The sequence below is a fragment of the Flavobacterium agricola genome, from assembly GCF_025919725.1.
GTDB classification, from domain to species: Bacteria; Bacteroidota; Bacteroidia; order Flavobacteriales; family Flavobacteriaceae; genus Flavobacterium; species Flavobacterium agricola.
In genome coordinates, this window is record NZ_CP081495.1 from 1,007,376 (window position 1) to 1,024,057 (window position 16,682).

The 16,682-nt window shown below is 34.4% G+C and carries 13 protein-coding genes and 1 pseudogene; 6 read left to right on the top strand and 8 right to left on the bottom strand.

Going from position 1 to position 16,682, the window contains the following annotated elements:
• Nucleotides 1-27: 27 nt before the first annotated feature.
• Nucleotides 28-2,013 carry a TonB-dependent receptor gene (locus K5I29_RS05050; RefSeq protein WP_264434783.1) on the top strand — a complete coding sequence of 662 codons (1,986 nt, stop codon included), beginning with the start codon at nt 28-30 and terminating at the stop codon, nt 2,011-2,013.
• Nucleotides 2,010-3,146 (top strand): YncE family protein, encoded by a 1,137-nt coding sequence (locus tag K5I29_RS05055; RefSeq protein WP_264434784.1) that lies wholly within the window; start codon nt 2,010-2,012, stop codon nt 3,144-3,146. Before K5I29_RS05050 ends, K5I29_RS05055 begins: the two co-directional genes overlap by 4 nt.
• A gap of 48 nt (nt 3,147-3,194) precedes the next feature.
• Here the strand turns inward: K5I29_RS05055 and K5I29_RS05060 are convergent, their stop codons facing one another.
• The 4 genes from K5I29_RS05060 to K5I29_RS05075 all read right to left on the bottom strand — a co-directional run bounded on the left by K5I29_RS05060 (nt 3,195) and on the right by K5I29_RS05075 (nt 9,655).
• Complete coding sequence (locus tag K5I29_RS05060) at nt 3,195-3,605, bottom strand: hypothetical protein (protein ID WP_264434785.1); 411 nt, start codon at nt 3,603-3,605, stop codon at nt 3,195-3,197.
• A gap of 470 nt (nt 3,606-4,075) precedes the next feature.
• Nucleotides 4,076-6,280 carry an ATP-binding protein gene (locus K5I29_RS05065; protein WP_264434786.1) on the bottom strand — a complete coding sequence of 735 codons (2,205 nt, stop codon included), beginning with the start codon at nt 6,278-6,280 and terminating at the stop codon, nt 4,076-4,078.
• A gap of 165 nt (nt 6,281-6,445) precedes the next feature.
• The gene (ettA, locus tag K5I29_RS05070; protein WP_264434787.1) at nt 6,446-8,143 is read right to left on the bottom strand and encodes an energy-dependent translational throttle protein EttA; all 1,698 of its coding nucleotides are present in this window, start codon (nt 8,141-8,143) and stop codon (nt 6,446-6,448) included.
• Between the two features lie 309 nt (nt 8,144-8,452).
• Nucleotides 8,453-9,655 (bottom strand): retropepsin-like aspartic protease, encoded by a 1,203-nt coding sequence (locus K5I29_RS05075; RefSeq protein WP_264434789.1) that lies wholly within the window; start codon nt 9,653-9,655, stop codon nt 8,453-8,455.
• A 192-nt stretch (nt 9,656-9,847) separates the two neighbouring features.
• Here K5I29_RS05075 and uraH point away from each other — a divergent pair, with 192 nt between their 5' ends.
• Nucleotides 9,848-10,258, top strand: coding sequence for a hydroxyisourate hydrolase (gene uraH, locus K5I29_RS05080; protein ID WP_264434792.1), 411 nt, complete (start codon nt 9,848-9,850; stop codon nt 10,256-10,258).
• 31 nt (nt 10,259-10,289) lie between these two features.
• The gene (locus K5I29_RS05085; protein WP_264434793.1) at nt 10,290-10,703 is read left to right on the top strand and encodes a CBS domain-containing protein; all 414 of its coding nucleotides are present in this window, start codon (nt 10,290-10,292) and stop codon (nt 10,701-10,703) included.
• A gap of 274 nt (nt 10,704-10,977) precedes the next feature.
• Here the strand turns inward: K5I29_RS05085 and K5I29_RS05090 are convergent, their stop codons facing one another.
• Nucleotides 10,978-11,364 carry a hypothetical protein gene (locus tag K5I29_RS05090; protein WP_264434794.1) on the bottom strand — a complete coding sequence of 129 codons (387 nt, stop codon included), beginning with the start codon at nt 11,362-11,364 and terminating at the stop codon, nt 10,978-10,980.
• A 260-nt stretch (nt 11,365-11,624) separates the two neighbouring features.
• Here K5I29_RS05090 and K5I29_RS05095 point away from each other — a divergent pair, with 260 nt between their 5' ends.
• Both K5I29_RS05095 and K5I29_RS05100 read left to right on the top strand, forming a co-directional pair.
• A complete protein-coding gene (locus K5I29_RS05095) occupies nt 11,625-11,915 on the top strand; it encodes a helix-turn-helix domain-containing protein (RefSeq protein ID WP_264434795.1) in 291 nt (96 codons plus the stop codon).
• Nucleotides 11,916-12,228: 313 nt separating this feature from the next.
• On the top strand, nt 12,229-12,864 hold the full coding sequence (locus tag K5I29_RS05100; protein WP_264434796.1) for a DUF6266 family protein: 636 nt from the start codon (nt 12,229-12,231) through the stop codon (nt 12,862-12,864).
• A gap of 43 nt (nt 12,865-12,907) precedes the next feature.
• Here K5I29_RS05100 and K5I29_RS13525 read toward each other — a convergent pair.
• The 3 genes and pseudogenes from K5I29_RS13525 to K5I29_RS05110 form a co-directional block, all read right to left on the bottom strand.
• A pseudogene (locus tag K5I29_RS13525) lies at nt 12,908-13,270 on the bottom strand (GNAT family N-acetyltransferase).
• Between the two features lie 200 nt (nt 13,271-13,470).
• A complete protein-coding gene (locus tag K5I29_RS05105) occupies nt 13,471-13,770 on the bottom strand; it encodes a DUF6804 family protein (RefSeq protein ID WP_264434797.1) in 300 nt (99 codons plus the stop codon).
• Nucleotides 13,771-13,833: 63 nt separating this feature from the next.
• A complete protein-coding gene (locus tag K5I29_RS05110; RefSeq protein ID WP_264434798.1) occupies nt 13,834-16,629 on the bottom strand; it encodes an alpha/beta hydrolase family protein in 2,796 nt (931 codons plus the stop codon).
• Nucleotides 16,630-16,682: the final 53 nt, after the last annotated feature.

Below are 16,682 nucleotides of genomic sequence, written 5' to 3' on the forward strand. Positions count from 1 at the left end.
CTCGTTAGCAACAAACTTTAAAAGCTGATGAGATTTACTTTTAATTTTTGTTGTTATTTGGTATTTTTTGCAACTACTGGTGCTGTGGCGCAGGTGGTTCAGGATAGCATTTACCACTTGCAACAACTTGAAATTTTTACACAAAAAAACAAAGAAGTTATTGCTGGGCAATCGCTTAAGGGCGAAGCTTTGCAGCGGTTAAACAGCCAATCGGTTGCAGATGCGGTGCGTTATTTTTCGGGCGTTCAGCTAAAAGATTACGGCGGAGTTGGTGGCATAAAAACCATTGACGTTCGGGGCATGGGCAGCCAACATGTTGGTGTTTTTTATGATGGCATTCAGCTAGGTAATGCACAAAATGGCGTAGTAGATCTAGGTAAATATGCTTTAGATGATTTAGAAGCGATTAGTTTGTACAACGGGCAAAAAAGTTCTGTTTTTCAGGCAGCTAAACATTTTGCATCTGCTTCTTCCATTTACTTACAATCTAAAAAACCAGTTTTTAATGCTGATGCAAAAACCAATGTTACGTTTCGATATAAAACGGGTTCTATTCAGCTAGTTAATCCTTCATTCCGAATAGAGCAAAAATTATCGGATGCCGTTTTTGCCACTGCAAGCGCAGAATACATAAAATCTGACGGGGAATATAAATTTAGATACAGTAAAAAAAATTTAGATCAATCAGTAGCTTACGATACAACAGCAATAAGAAAAGATGGGCAGATTGATGCCAAACGCTTTGAGCTGGGCTTATTTGGCGAAAAAAACAATACTATTTGGCAGGTTAAAGGTTACAGCTATTTGTCGGACCGTGGCATTCCGGGTGCAATTGTTCGTGGCAGATTTGATGCACGCGGACAAACTTTGGTAGATAAAAATTACTTTTTACAAGCTACGATTGAACAAAAGGTTGGACGTTTTGAAACTAAATTAAACACCAAATATGCGAATGATTATACACGATTTACAGATACGGTTAGCCTTTTTAAATATCAAAACACCTACAAACAACAAGAATTTTACGCATCTTGGGCAACGGTTTATAAAGCAACTTCAACCCTATATATAAATGTAGCAGCTGATTATCAGTTTAATACCTTGGATGTGGATTTAACTAATTTTTCTTACCCCAAACGAAAAACAACTTGGGTTGCTTTTGCTGCTTCTTACCAACAAAAAAAATTACAATTTCAGGCAAGCGTTTTAGGAACTTTTGTAACAGAATCGGTTAAAAAAAACACCAATGCACCTGATAAAAACATTTGGGCGCCAACCTTACTTGCACAATATAAAATAAATAATGCATTTAGCATTCAGGCTTTTTATAAGCGCATTTTTAGAATGCCAACTTTTAACGATTTGTATTATACCGCACTTGGCTATTCTAATCTAAAACCTGAATATGCTACCCAATATAATTTTGGCTTTACTTACGCGAAACCCTTAAACGGAATTGTACAACAAATAAGCATTCAGGCAGATGGTTATTACAATTTAATAACAGATAAAATTATTGCTGCTCCTAATGGCAGCATGTTTAGATGGATGATGATGAATTTAGGAAAAGTACAAATTTTGGGTACAGACGTTAAGTTAAAATCAGACTTTATTTGGGGGCAAACCGAATGGCAACTGATGCTTAATTACAGCTACCAAAAAGCACAAGATTACAGCAACAAAAAAACGACATATTACAAACATCAAATTGCTTATATACCCTGGCACAGCGGATCGGCGGTTTTAAATGCCAATAACAAAACTTGGGGAGCAAATTACAGCTTTATTTATGTGGGCGAACGTTATGATGCTAATCAAGACAATATTCAGTACAATCACATAAACCCATGGTTTACGCATGATGTATCGATTCAGAAAACCTTTGCTTTTAATCGGTATACTTCTACCCTATCCTTTCAGGTAAATAATATTTTAAACCAATATTACGATGTGGTTTTAAATTATCCCATGCCAGGGCGTCAATTCAAGTTTATTCTAAATCTAACAATATGATTACTAAATTTAAATCAGCAGCTTATGTAAGCTTGCTTGCCTTGTTGTTTGCTTGTCAGCAAGACGACAACTTAGTTACCTCAACCCCAGAAGTTGTAGCACCGCCAGAAAAAACAGAAGTTTTAGGCTTTTATTTGTTAAACGAAGGCATGCTAAATAGCAATAAAGCAACTTTAGATTTTTACAATTACGAAACCGGTATTTACACAACCAATATATATGCCGAAGCGAACCCGACCATGGTTAAAGAAATGGGCGATGTTGGTAATGATATAAAAATTTACGGTAGCAAATTGTATGCAGTACTTAATGCATCAAACTTTATTGAAGTTATGGATGTAAAAACAGCCAAACACATAGCAACGATTCCGTTAGAAAACGGGCGTTATATTGAGTTTCATAACGGTAAAGCTTATGCAACTTCTTACAACGGAGAAATAGTTTTAGGAAAAGATCAACCGCTAGGTAAAGTTGTAGAAATTGATACCACCAGCTTACAAATTACTCGCGAAGTTGCCGTTGGATACCAACCCGACGAACTTGCTATTGTAAACAACAACATTTTTGTTGCCAATTCGGGCGGATATATGTACCCGGATTACGACCGAACGGTTTCGGTAGTTGATATTGCATCTTTTAAAGAAATTAAAAAAATTGATGTAGAAGTTAATTTACACCGAATAAAGGCAGATAATCAAGGAAATGTTTATGTAACCAGTCGTGGTGATTACTACGATATTGCATCAAACTTATATGTAATTGATGCTAAAACATTGGAAGTTACTAAAACATTTAATGTTCCAGTTTCTAACTTTACCATTGTAGAAGATAAGCTATATTATTTTGAAAATACGTTTAGCTACGAAACTTTTGATTATGTAAAAGGCATGGGAATAATAAACACCAAAACACAAACTTTAGAAACGGCGAATTTAATTGATAATGCCATTTTTGATGAAATAGAAACCCCTTACGGCATTGCTGTTAACCCAATTACCAAACATATATATATTACCGATGCAGGAAATTACGTTTCAACCGGTTTTGTATATAGTTTTGATGCCAACGGTAATTTATTATGGAAACAAGCTGCAGGTAACATTCCGGCACATTTTGTGTTTCTTTATAAATAAAAGATAATAAAAAAAACCACAAAGTTAAACTTCGTGGTTTTTTAATTATTACTTTTCAAGCAAAATTACTTGCATATAACCTTCGGTTCCCATAATCTGAATGTCTTTTATTTTAGAAATCGGAATTTGGTTTAATTCTTTATACGAATATTTTTTATTAGAATTTAAGGTGTAAAAAGTAGAATGTCCAAAAAGCGTGGTAGGAATTGTTAGTTTTCTTTCGGCTAACTTTTTTTCTACCAACTTATATAAATCACTCTTTTCAGCTTCATTTGTAATCGGAAAATCTAAGTTTCTTGAAGACATACCATATTGATATTGCCCGGGTTTTAATGTATGTAAAAATTCATTATAGGTTGCCTCAGCACTTTCAGAAAATGTTGTAGATAAATCTTTTTTTATAGCTTTAGAATTTTTATCACAACCAATAGTTTTAAAATAATATTTACCATTTTCCACTATTTCTATGGTAGTTTGAAAACAATCAATAGGATATACAGGATTAATTGCTTTTAATGATGCTATAGTTGTAATATTTTCAGGAGTACCAGCATAAGTAATTTGAAACGGATATTCTTTTTTTTAAATCTGAGTTATATTCAGCCAGACTTACCGAAGTACTATCATTTGCATAAGTAGTAACAAACCTAACTTGCCAAACACGAATTGCATTATGGGGCGAAGTACGCAAATTGTTTACTTGATACTTATTTAAATTTTCATCTAAATTTTTATAATAAAACTAAGTTTCTTTATCCTGACTCACTTCAATAGTATTTTGAGCGAATAATAATGTTGTAAAAAGCAAAAAGCTGAAGGTTATTAGTGTTTTTTTCAATATAAAAATTTTAATACCTAAATAAACTATTTTATAAAAGCATGGTTATTTTTTCTTATAATTAATTAGAATGTGATTTACTATAATAGTTTTATTTTTTAGTTACTATTATATCATGAATTATCTTAAACAAATAATCAAAATCGTAAGGTTTAGTAACCACTTCTTGAATATCGGTTAAGGCCAAGTCTTTCGCAATATCTTGTTTAGAATAGGCCGTTAAAGCAATTATTGGCGTTTTAATGTTTAGTTTACGTATGCGTTTAGCAAGTTCAAAACCATCTATTTCTGCCATATTAATATCGGTTAAAATGACCGAAAAAGTTTGTTGCTGTAAAACAGCTAAAGCTTCTTTTGCGTTAGCTACTACCGTACAAGCAATATTATGCTTTTTAAATGCATGCTGGCTTACCATTCTATTAATTTCGTTGTTCTCAACCAATAAAACATGTAAATCTGCGCAGTCAAACGGAACTGAATATGCATCAGCAGCATCATTTATTTTTAAATGATGTGCCAAACAAGGAATAGTAAAAGTAAACACTGTACCAACGCCAACTTTACTTTTAACGGTTATAGATCCGCCTAAAACCTGAATCAATTGTTGTACAATAGGTAATCCTAATCCGGTACCTTGATATTCGGAACCTTTGGTATGAAACTGAGAAAATTTCTCAAAAATAGTTTCTAAGTTTTTCTCAGAAATTCCGCTGCCGGTATCTTTAACCTCATAAGTTAATTCTACCGAATTATTAGAAACTATTTTTTGCGATACCGTAACAGTAATAGTACCATTGCTAGTAAACTTTAAAGCATTACTTAATAAATTAAATAATATTTGATTGAGTTTTAGCTTATCTGTTTCTACCGATTTAACTACAAAATCATCTTTTACTATTATAACCTTATTGTTGTTTTTTTGAGCGTAAATGCTAAGGCTTTCTACAATATTTTGCAGCTCTTTTTTAATTGGGTAAGGTTTTAAATCAATCGAAATATTTTGAGATTCTATTTTCTGAATTTCAAGTAAATCGGTAATCAAGCTCATTAAATAATCAGCCGAAAAATTAAGGGATTGTAAAACTTTATTGTTTTTTAATTCCGGGAAATCTTGTTCTAATATTTTAGCCAAACCAATTACACCGTATAAAGGCGTGCGCAGTTCGTGCGAAACGTTGCTGATAAACTGTGTTTTTAAATCTGAAAGTTCTTCGGCCTTGGCTCTTGCTTTTTCGAGTTCAATATTCTTAGATTCAATTTCAGCAATCAGTTTGTTTTTTTGCTTTTGATTGCGTTTTAATAAGATAACCGAAAAAACTAAGTTTAGTACAATAAAGGTAAGCAAACCACCAACTATTTTAGAATAGAAAATAGTTTTTTGCTGTTCTTCATTCAACTTTTCAACCTCGTTAATCTGACGTTTGTATTCGTCTAAATCAATCTGATTGGCAAAGTTAACCATGGCATCCGTTTTTTCTTTAGAATATAAAGAATCTTTTAAGGTTATGTGTTTTAACAAGTAATCATAACCTTTGGTCATATCGCCCAACTTGGCATACAAACGCGCAACATCATCGTAAAGCTCCATTTCGTGAGTCGAAATAAGTTTGAACTTTTCCGGATTGGTTTCGCAATATTTTAAAGCTTCTAAATAATACTTTTCGGCTTTTTTTAATTCATTTTTATGTTTGGCATAAGCAGCCTTTAATGAATTATAGGTTATAAATATTTCGGGCTCGTTAATTTTAAATAAAAACTTTTCTGCTTCTTTTAGATATTTGTTTCCAAGTTCAAAATCTAATTTATCAAAATATAAAATACTTAAATTTAACGTAGAAAGTAATACGTCGTATTCCGAGTTAAGTTGTTTGGAGTTTTCTAACGATTTTAAATGATAATCAATTGCCTGATTATAATCTTTAAAATAAACTTGATAAAGGTTAGCAATATTAGTTTCTATCCAAGATTTAATTCGAATATCATCATTATTTTCTAATACACGCAAACCATTCAAAAAAGCTTCTTCGGCTTTTTTGTATTCTCCATATTCGGTATAATTTAAACCGATAATATTATAAATACGAGCCAATAAAAGTACATCATTACTTTCGTACGCGTGGTTTAATGCGTTTTGAGCATGTCGTAATGAAGCTTTGGTATCTAATTCCTGATATGCCCTACCCGCTTTAGTTACTAAATTAACCAAGCTGTCGTGCGAAATAGTTTGAGCAACACCAAGAGCAGGTGCAGTAACTACATACCATAGCAAAGCTAATTTAACGGGATTAAAATTCATATTTAATTTTATTTCAAATATAACATAATGCAATTATTATAAACAGCAAAACTGTTAAATATATGTAATAAACTTACAAAAATTAAATATCATAAAGAATTCTATTTTATTAGTTATAAAAACAAGCAAAAAAAAAACGACTGCACAAGGCAGCCGTTATTTTTATTAGCGAACTAATTTTTTATATTTTAAACGTGTTGGAGCAACATCACCCAAACGCTTTTTACGATTTTCTTCGTATTCCGAGAACGATCCTTCAAAAAAGTAAACCTGAGAATCTCCTTCAAACGCTAAAATATGCGTACAAATTCGGTCTAAAAACCAACGGTCGTGAGATATAACAACAGCACAACCTGCAAAGTTTTCTAAACCTTCTTCTAAAGCACGTAGCGTGTTAATATCTAAATCATTCGTAGGCTCATCTAATAACAATACGTTTCCTTCTTCTTTAAGCGTCATAGCCAAATGCAAACGATTACGCTCACCACCAGATAAAGTTGAAACTTTTTTGTTCTGGTCTGATCCGGCAAAGTTAAAACGTGATAAGTACGCACGTGCATTAACTTGGCGGCCGCCCATCATAATTAATTCCTGACCATCAGCAAAGTTATCGTAAATAGATTTTTCAGGGTCAATATTAGAGTGCGCCTGATCTACATAACCAATCTTTACCGTATCACCTACAACAAACTCACCACCGTCTGGTGTTTGCTCGCCCATAATCATACGGAAAATAGTAGATTTACCAGCACCGTTTGGCCCAATAATTCCAACAATTCCGGCTTGTGGTAAAGTAAAGTTTAAATTGTCATACAACAATTTATCACCAAATGCTTTAGCAACACCTTTTGCTTCAATTACGTTGGTACCTAAACGTGGTCCGTTCGGAATGTATATTTCTAATTTCTCTTCTAATTCTTTCTGATCCTCATTTAACATGCGGTCGTAATTTTGTAAACGCGCTTTTTGTTTGGTTTGTCGGCCTTTTGCACCTTGACGTACCCAATCTAACTCACGCTCTAAGTTTTTACGACGTTTAGAAGCTACTTTTTCTTCTTGTGCTAAACGTTTTGATTTTTGATCTAACCAAGAAGAGTAATTCCCTTTCCACGGAATTCCTTCCCCACGGTCTAATTCTAAAATCCAACCTGCTACGTTATCTAAAAAGTAACGGTCGTGCGTTACAGCAATAATGGTTCCTTTGTATTGTTGTAAATGTTGCTCTAACCAATGCACCGATTCGGCATCTAAGTGGTTAGTTGGCTCATCTAATAATAATACGTCTGGTTCTTGCAATAACAATCTACATAAAGCAACACGGCGACGCTCACCACCCGAAAGTACTGAAATTGGCGTATCAGCATCCGGACAACGTAACGCATCCATAGCAACTTCTAATTTATTATCCAATTCCCAACCGCCACAAGCATCAATTTTATCTTGTAAGTCGGCTTGGCGATCCATCAGTTTTTGCATTTTATCTGCATCTTCATAAACTTCTGGTAAGCCAAACATATCGTTAATTTTATTGAATTCTTCTAGAATAGCAACCGTTTCGGCCATACCTTCTTTCACAATTTCAATAACTGTTTTATTCTCATCCAATTGCGGCTCTTGCTCTAAATATCCAACCGAATATCCTGGTGCAAACACCACATCACCTTGGTAGTTTTTATCTACCCCAGCAATAATTTTTAATAACGATGATTTACCCGAACCATTTAAACCTAAAATACCAATTTTAGCTCCGTAAAAAAAGCTTAGGTAAATGTCTTTTAATACCGTTTTGTTAGTTGATGAATAGGTTTTAGAAACCTTAGACATCGAAAAAATAACTTTTTTATCTTCTCCGTTGTTACTCATAATGCAAGTAGCGTTAAATAATTTTATTCAATCAACGCAAATATAAGCCAAATAACTTAGAGTTAATAATTTGTCTGCTTTATTTAAGTCAAAGCTATAACTGCCCATTACTAAAGCATTTGGGCGTTGCGCTGCCTAAAAACACCGTTAAAAAACAAACAAATATTTTAGCGGCAGCGCCGGGCTTTACGCCCTTGCTTTTTTACAAGAAAAAAAACTTGTAAAAAAAGTTCAAACAAGGCTACAATCCCTAACGCAGGGTTAGCACCATAAAAAAAACGCTACAACTAAGTAACGTTTTACAAGGTTTTATTCATTTAAATAAAATTGCGCTATTTTAACTTTTTTTACTTTTCCGGTTTTTACATCTTTAAACCGAATAACATTATTTTTTTTCTGTGTAACATGTTTAAAATTAATTAGCTCACACATGGTTTTATTTTGATAAGAAATGTTGTTGTAGGCTAAAACCTGATCGCCAATATTTATCTTATCTTCCAGCTCTTTATTCCATATGGCGCTAACAAATAAGCCATTTTTAGTAATGGTGTTATCAAAAGCTTGAAGCAATTGATTTTTAAAAACAAACAAATCCGGTAGCGGCGTATAATAAAAACGCTTATTTACATAATCTAACGTTACCGTTCCGTAATCTAAAATACCCAAACCTAATCTTGAGGCACGGTCGTAAGTTCCTACAGATAAAACATTTGTAAAAGCAGTACCATTAATACTTAACTCAGGTATTTTATAAATATATTGCTTATTCGGGTCTTCAAACCCAGTATAACTCCACGATAAGGCACCAAACGTTTCGGCAAACACCGAAGCCATTGGGTAGTATTTTTCATACCATTGATACTGTGCAATTGCCAAATCAAAAAAACTAGCTACGCCCGTATCAAAAATTACACTTTCGGCAATTTCGTTTGCTCCATTTTTTAGCGTTACATCCACAAATGGCGAATTCTGATCATCAAATTCTAAACTTTTATACGGTATATCTGATGCATGTAGTTTTGTAATATCTGTAGTAAAAATAAGGTGTTTGTTTTGCATATCAAGTTGCACTATTTTACCTACTAACATATTCGCACCAAAAATACCATCAATACCCAAGCATTTAAAAAACTCAGAGGCATCTTCTTCCATTTTTAAACCTTCTGTATTGTAAAAAGTAATATCGCCCAGTTTTATTTCTGGAACTTTAACAATGGTAACTGTATCTTTTTTTCCGTTGGCATCAGACAAATCGGCCACATACAACTCTTTATAATTGTATTTTTGCTGAATAGTTTTGCTAATAGCTAAAGGAGCCCCCGTATCAAACAAAAAAGTAAAAATTTCTCCCTCAATGGTTACCGGTATTTTTATCTGGTTATTTTCAAACACAAATGGTACTACCTGATAAAAGGATGTGGGCGTAAAGCTCCCCCCGGTACGCTCGTCATCACTTTGTGCCAACGCAAACTGAATAAAAAATAGAGCAACTAAAACAAATACTTTTTTCATCTTTAAATTTTAATACAAAATATGCTTTATTTTAACCCAAAACAATACACTTTATTGCCTTATTTTTTATAAAAACAACAAAGCAAATTACTTATATTTTTACTACAACTAAACCTTTTAAACACAAAAAAACATATTTTACATACAAATTTGCTGTTACTTACGTTATAGTACTAATAATTATATAAAAGGATGAAAAAGTATATCTTATTATTTTTAGTAGCCTTTGGCTTTACACACTTTAGCATGGCACAAGACAACCAGTATTTACTTTCTACCCATATTCTAGATATTTCTGTGGGTAAACCCGCAGCAAACGTAACGGTAGAGCTTTACAAGTGGAATGTTATAAAAGATACTTGGGAGAGAAAAGGAAAAAGCACCACGGACGAAAACGGTCGTATTACCAACTTTTTAGACAAACAAAACAGCCACCCAGGCACGTACAAATTGGTATTTTTTACTCAAGAGTATTTTAAACGCAAGGGCGTGCAAACGTTTTACCCGTTAATAGAAGTATCGTTCGAGATGCTAAATACCGAGCATTACCACGTACCTATTACGCTATCGCCTTTTGGCTACTCTACCTACCGCGGTAGTTAATGCTAATATACCCATTAAAACACATAAAATTATGAAACAAAGAGTTCCCGTATCACACATTATGGCTAAAGGCTTGCTTGTTATTACACCCAATAAAAAAGTAAGTGAAGCCTACCAATTGTTAAACGAATACGATATTAGACATTTACCCGTTGTAGAGGGCACCAAGTTAGTAGGCGTTATTAGTAAAAACGATTTATCTAAAGCCGGTTACGTAACCCCAGAGATGAACGAAACAGCTATAATGGAAATTTACAGCGCTTATAAGGTAGAAGATATTATGGTTAAAAACCCAGTAGCTATTACTGCCGATACCAATATTAAAGAAGCTGCCGAATTGCTAGCCCAACAAAGCTTTCACTCCTTACCTGTAGTAGATAATAACGAGGTAGTAGGTATTATTACCACCACCGATTTAATTAAATATTTAATAGACCAATATTAATAAAAGCCGTTACAAGTAACGGCTTTTATTATGCGCTGTTTTTACAAAAAAAGCACAGTTTACTCTTAAAATTTAATATAAATTGTAACGTTTAAAAAAATAAAAAAAGCCAGCATTACTGCTGGCTTTTTCATACTAAACTCAACTAAACTCACTACGCATTATATGGTTAATGCATCAATCAATTAAACCAAACAAGCTATACGGTATTATAGCCGTTTGCTTTAAAACTTAAACTCACAATTTTATAAATATATTATTAGTTATTGGTTTACTAAAACTTTAATTTACTACCAAATAATTGTTCATAAGCAAGATTGCAATCTGTACATCCATATTTATAAAAACCACGTTTTAAGTATCTTTTCGCAGCACTTTCATTCCCCCTGTAATAAACTGAAATTCCCATATAATACCAAAAATCAGCGCTATGCCACCCATCCTTTTCCGCATGTTTTAAATAATAAAAGGTTTGATCATAATCTTTTTTTATAAATTCTTCTCTAGCCAGATTCATGTAATGGGAAAAATTTTTAAGATTCTGTTCAGACACAATTGGATCAGGAATTTTAAAATTTATTATCTGTAATTGATTCTGAGAAAAAACTTGGTTTGTAAATAATGTAATTATTCCAAATATCAATAAATTAATTTTTTGCATAAATAAGTAAATTAAAAATTAATGTCCTTTTTTAACTAACATCTAGCAAATAACTTAAAATACACGTAGCAAACCCTTTACTTTTTAGTGAACCCTACTTTTTATTTAGTAAACCCCAAAATAGAGCCGAGTGCGCTAACAAAAACGCCCTTAAAAATTGGCAACTTTAGCGGCCTAAATAAAAGCAAGCCCAACAAAAACCCAAACTAAACAATTAATAGCCAAATAAATACGTTAGTAGTGTTTATAAATAGGGTATCATGAAAAAAGAAAAACCGAGCCAAGAACCCGATACGTTTACCCCCCGTACCACAGGTAAAAAGCCTGAAACACCCAAACGTACAGAAAGTACCCCCACCAACAACCAATGGTTGTATGGTGCCGAAGTTAAGCGCATACTAAGTATATCTGAAAGTACATTAAAACGCATGCGAGACCGCAACGATATACCCTTTATTAAAATAGGCCGTACGTATTACTACCCCAGCATGTATTTTGAACACGTTTTATTACAAAAAATAAAAAACAAGTTTAAAAACATTTTTGATTAAGCAACCACAAACACTTGGCAAACCAGGCCAAGTGTTTTTTTTTTGTTTGTAGCTGTAAGTAAGTTTTAAGGCAGTTTGCTTGGGTAAAACGGGTAAAAAGCCGAAGCCACTGCAACCAAACTGCAACCAAACTGCAAGCGCATGTAAAAGGAGTTGTCAAAATACAGCAAAAGCAGTCAAAAACCAGGTGTTTGTATTTTAAATAAGCATACGCAAGCAGGAATAAGCAGCTTGTTTGGGGTGTAAAAAAGGCGTTGTATTTTTATAGTAATAGTAACCGTTTTATTAACCAACAACTAAAAAAAATAAAAATATGGCAACGTATAACAAAGGTATTTTAGGTCCGTTTACCGGAACGGTAGGCACCGTAGTAGGCGCAAATTGGCGCGGAAAAAATGTAATGCGCAGTTTACCTAAAAAAACAGGTAATACCCCCACCCCTGCACAACTTGTGCAACGAGAACGTTTTGCGGTGGTTAGTAAGTTTTTAACCCCGCTCCGTCCGCTACTTAATCGGTACTTTGGTACCAGCACCGGAGTACAATCTAATTTTAATTTAGCTACTTCTTACCATATAAAAGAGGCGTGTTTGGTACAAAACAACACCCCAACTATGGTATACAACAAGGTGCTAATTACTAAAGGAGAACTGCAAGGCTTGCAAGAGGCAACCCTAACAACAAACAACAAGCTTTTATTTACTTGGGCAGACAATTCGGGCCAAGGCCAAGCCTTAGCAACCGATACGTTATTGGTTGTTATTTATGCACCAGATTTGCATTTGTTTGAAGTGTTTGAAACGCAAACTACCCGCCAAGCTAAAAAGGCAACTCTAACAGCCGAAGCGTATTTTACAGGCGTGCCCATTCACATTTGGGCAACTTTTGTTAACAGCACAAAAAAAACAGCAGCGGTTAGCCAATATTTAGGCACAGTAATTTTAAACTAAACAAAAAAAAACCGAAGGCCTAACGCCTTCGGTTTTTTGTTTTTTATAACGTGTGGTAGGTAATTTTTAAAAGTTGCCAATACAACATCCCTTCTTTTTCATATAATTTTGTAAACTGCAGTTTGTTAAGCAATTTTATAGAGGCCGTGTTGCTAACCAAAGTTGCAGCGGTTATTTGTTGCAATTGGGGTGCGGTAAAAGCCCAAGCCAGTAAGGCCTTGGCAGCCTATTCTGCAAAGCCGTTACCTCGTGCAGCAGCAACTAAACCGTAACCCAAATCGCAACTGTTATTGGGCTGATAGCCTTTAAAACCAATATTGCCAATTAAGGTTCGGTTTGCTTTATCAACTATAAGCCACGATTCAAACCCGATAGGGTTGGTAACTTTTTGTAAGTTAATTAAAATACGCGGCTAACTATCTAATACATCGGCGTCTGGCCAACCGGTTGCGGGTTGTAACCCTAGTGCGGTAAGCGTGGTATAATTTGCCTGCAAAACCTCGTTACAAATGGTTTGCGTAAAAGGCAATAGTAACAAATGTGGGGTTTTTATACAAAAGTTTTGGGGTAAGGTTTTTTACAAATGTAGTATAAGTAAAAATTAATTTATGAGGTGGGTTTGGATGGGGTTCTAAAAACTGAAAATAACAAGCCTAAGGCAACCACTACATCAACTACATTCCATAACGTGCGGCCTAAAGCCAATTTAAAAAAGGGCTGAAACAAGAGCATTAAAAAAAGATATACCATTACAGCATTACTTTTTTTAGTTTGATTGGCGCTATACGCCAAATACCCAAAAGTAAAAGCAGCAAGGTAGCGTACTAAAATATAGTAGCCGTAAGGCATAGGCAACAAGCAGCTAAGTAATACAAGGGCTAAACCTATTTTTAATCCGTTTTTCATGATACTAAAATAACACATTTTTGGTGTAGTGAACAAAAAAAAGAGAGCCGTAGCTCTCTTTTTTTATTCAACTTTATCGTCTGTTAACTCAAAGCCCCAGTCTAAGCCTTTGCTTGTTGCCGGAATTCCTTTAGTCATCCAAACAGGCGCTTTTGCATCTTTTAAGTAATAGTCAAAAAACTGTTGCTGACGTATTTGAATGTCTTTACGGTTTTGACGTTTAATTAAATTGTGGTCGTCGCCGTTGTAGTTTAACATCCAAACCGGTTTATCTAACCTGCGTAAAGCCGTGTACATTTCTATACCTTGGTACCATGGCACCGCTCCGTCCTGATCGTTGTGCATAATTACAACTGGTGTATTTACTTTATCAAAATGGAATAAAGGCGAGTTTTCGATATATAAATCTAAATCTTCCCATAAGGTTTTACCAATACGCGATTGTGTTTTTTCGTACTGAAATTGGCGTGTCATACCACTACCCCAACGAATACCACCGTAAGCCGATGTCATGTTCGCTACCGGAGCGCCGGCCCAACCTGCTGCGTACATGTTAGTACGTGTAATTAAGTGCGCTACTTGGTAACCACCCCAACTTTGCCCTTGAATACCAATTTTGTCTGGGTTAATCCATTTGTATTTTTTAATTAAATATTTTACTCCAGAATTGATATATTCTTCAGCAGATTTACCTGGTTTACCGTCTGTATAAGCAATGTCTGGTACAAAAACCACGTAACCGTTAGAGGTAAAATACGGAATATTTAAACGTGATGGTGTTGGTGCTGGTTGCTCGTAACGGTGTAATTCTTCGTTATTTTTTTCGTAAAAATACACAATCATTGGGTATTTTTTGTTCGGATCAAAGTTTTCTGGTTTGTATAATAAACCTTCTGAATTGTTTTTCTTATTGGTTTTCCATTTAACCAATTCAACCGTATGCCAATTGTAGTTAGCCTGTTGTGGGTTTAACTGCGTAAGTTTTGCTTGGTTGGTTAAATTTTGAGTAACGTATAAGTTAGCCGGTTCTATAGCATTTTCTTTTGTAAAGAAATAAAAATCTGCATTTTCTGCTTTTTGAATGTTAGGGTATCCTTTTACCCCTTCTTGAATTACTAAAACCGGATCTTGCGCATTTTGTAACGTTGCCAATTGGTATAAACCGCTTTGCTTATCTGTTTCGTTAAAGCTAGAAAGTAAAACAACGTCTTGCTCGTTTAGGGTTTTAAATTCGTTATGCAGTTTCGGAATTCTGAAACGCACTTTGTTTTTACGGCCGTATCCGTTGGTTACATTTTGTGGCTTTTGGTTGTTGTTTAAATCAAACGCCCAAATGTCGTAACGGTCGTAAATATACGCTTTGTTATCTGCCTCATTAAAAAAAGCGAAACCATACTGACGCGCCGTATCTGGCACATCATTATCTTCTATGGTAAAAGATACGGGTAAGTTTTTAGTTAAATTGGTAGTGGTTTGATTGGCTACGTTGTACGAAAACCATTGGCCTTTGTCTTTATCAAAATAAACAATAAAGTTGCCTTTTGGTGAGGCATATACGCTACCCACTAAATCGGTAATAATTTCGGTTTTATTTTTAGTTTCGCGATCGTAAATATAATACGTTCTTGGAATTGAAGCGGTCCATTGTGACGGGATGCGTTTGCCATAATCTGACGAAAGTAACAAATAACGAGAATCGCCTTCGTTTAACAATTGCGCATCAGCAATTTCTAATGTATTTACCGGAACAACTTGGTTTACATTATTTAAATCTAAAATGGTAGTGTACGAACGTTTTAACTCGCGCTCTAAGTTTTTTAGCTGAATTGGCTGAATAAAATCATCTCTAAAGCCCCAAACATCAACAACTGCCTGATCTACGCTTAACGTTACCGTATCTTTAGCTACCGGAATAGGTGCCACGCCTAAAAATAAGCTTTGTCCGTTTTTAGAGAATTGTAAGTTTTTGTCGCCCGAAACATACCAATTTGCAGGTACGCCAGCAGTTTTTTCATCAATTACCACTTTAACCTCATTGTTGTTTAAATCGGCAACATACAATTGGTGGTATTTAATTAAGGCTTTTTCATCGTCTTGATTTCCGTAGAAAGAAACCCATTGTTCGTTTTCGTCAAAAGCAAACCCTTTAAAAGTGCCCTTCTGATCTACTAACGGTTTGGTAGAAAAATCTTTAGTGTTGATTACAAAAACACCTTTAGGTGCTAACGAATCTTTTTTATTAGTTTCTAACGTATACAATACGTAGTTTCCTTTGGTAGAAACCGCATATTCTAAAATATTTTTAACCTTGGTTTCTTGGTTGGTTTCTAAGTTTTTTACTACTAAATCTTTAAGCTTATCGTTTGGTTTTGCTCCTTTTTTAGTGGTATCTTTTTGTACTTCTGTGGTATAAGCTAAAATAAAATCGTCTTTTTTACCCAACTTGTACCCCGTAACATTAGGAATTTTTTCTAATGCCGATGTGTTTAAGTTTACAATAAAAAGGCTGTCTTTAGCCAACTTTTCTTTTTTAAGTTTTTTAGCCTGAACCAGTTTTTGGTCTTTGTAAAAAGGTTTAATTAACCCAACTGCAAAGGCATCGTTATTTGTAAAAGCGCCTGATGCTGCACGGTTAATTTCAAATTTTTTACTGCGGTTGGTTTGCTCTATAAACAAAGTAGGATCTCCCTCTTGTGGGCGTACGCTGTACATGATCCATTGTCCGTTTTTAGAGATTTCTTTTTGGCCTAAACTTTGCCAGCTGTCGTAAACAGCATGATCTAAGGGCTTTTTCTGAGCCCAAACCGTAGTAGTTATCGGTTGCACTGCAAGTAAACCGAATAGTACCAGTTTTTTCATGATAATTTAGTTTTGAGTTTAATATGAATAGTGAATAGTAAAAGCATGCAATA

Bases quoted from the DNA above. Each gene is read 5' to 3' on its own strand.
- K5I29_RS05050 (WP_264434783.1), top strand. From the start codon at position 28: ATGAGATTTACTTTTAATTTTTGTTGTTATTTGGTATTTTTTGCAACT.
- K5I29_RS05055 (WP_264434784.1), top strand. From the start codon at position 2,010: ATGATTACTAAATTTAAATCAGCAGCTTATGTAAGCTTGCTTGCCTTG.
- K5I29_RS05065 (WP_264434786.1), bottom strand. From the start codon at position 6,280: ATGAATTTTAATCCCGTTAAATTAGCTTTGCTATGGTATGTAGTTACT.
- ettA (WP_264434787.1), bottom strand. From the start codon at position 8,143: ATGAGTAACAACGGAGAAGATAAAAAAGTTATTTTTTCGATGTCTAAG.
- K5I29_RS05075 (WP_264434789.1), bottom strand. From the start codon at position 9,655: ATGAAAAAAGTATTTGTTTTAGTTGCTCTATTTTTTATTCAGTTTGCG.
- uraH (WP_264434792.1), top strand. From the start codon at position 9,848: ATGAAAAAGTATATCTTATTATTTTTAGTAGCCTTTGGCTTTACACAC.
- K5I29_RS05085 (WP_264434793.1), top strand. From the start codon at position 10,290: ATGAAACAAAGAGTTCCCGTATCACACATTATGGCTAAAGGCTTGCTT.
- K5I29_RS05090 (WP_264434794.1), bottom strand. From the start codon at position 11,364: ATGCAAAAAATTAATTTATTGATATTTGGAATAATTACATTATTTACA.
- K5I29_RS05095 (WP_264434795.1), top strand. From the start codon at position 11,625: ATGAAAAAAGAAAAACCGAGCCAAGAACCCGATACGTTTACCCCCCGT.
- K5I29_RS05100 (WP_264434796.1), top strand. From the start codon at position 12,229: ATGGCAACGTATAACAAAGGTATTTTAGGTCCGTTTACCGGAACGGTA.
- K5I29_RS05105 (WP_264434797.1), bottom strand. From the start codon at position 13,770: ATGAAAAACGGATTAAAAATAGGTTTAGCCCTTGTATTACTTAGCTGC.
- K5I29_RS05110 (WP_264434798.1), bottom strand. From the start codon at position 16,629: ATGAAAAAACTGGTACTATTCGGTTTACTTGCAGTGCAACCGATAACT.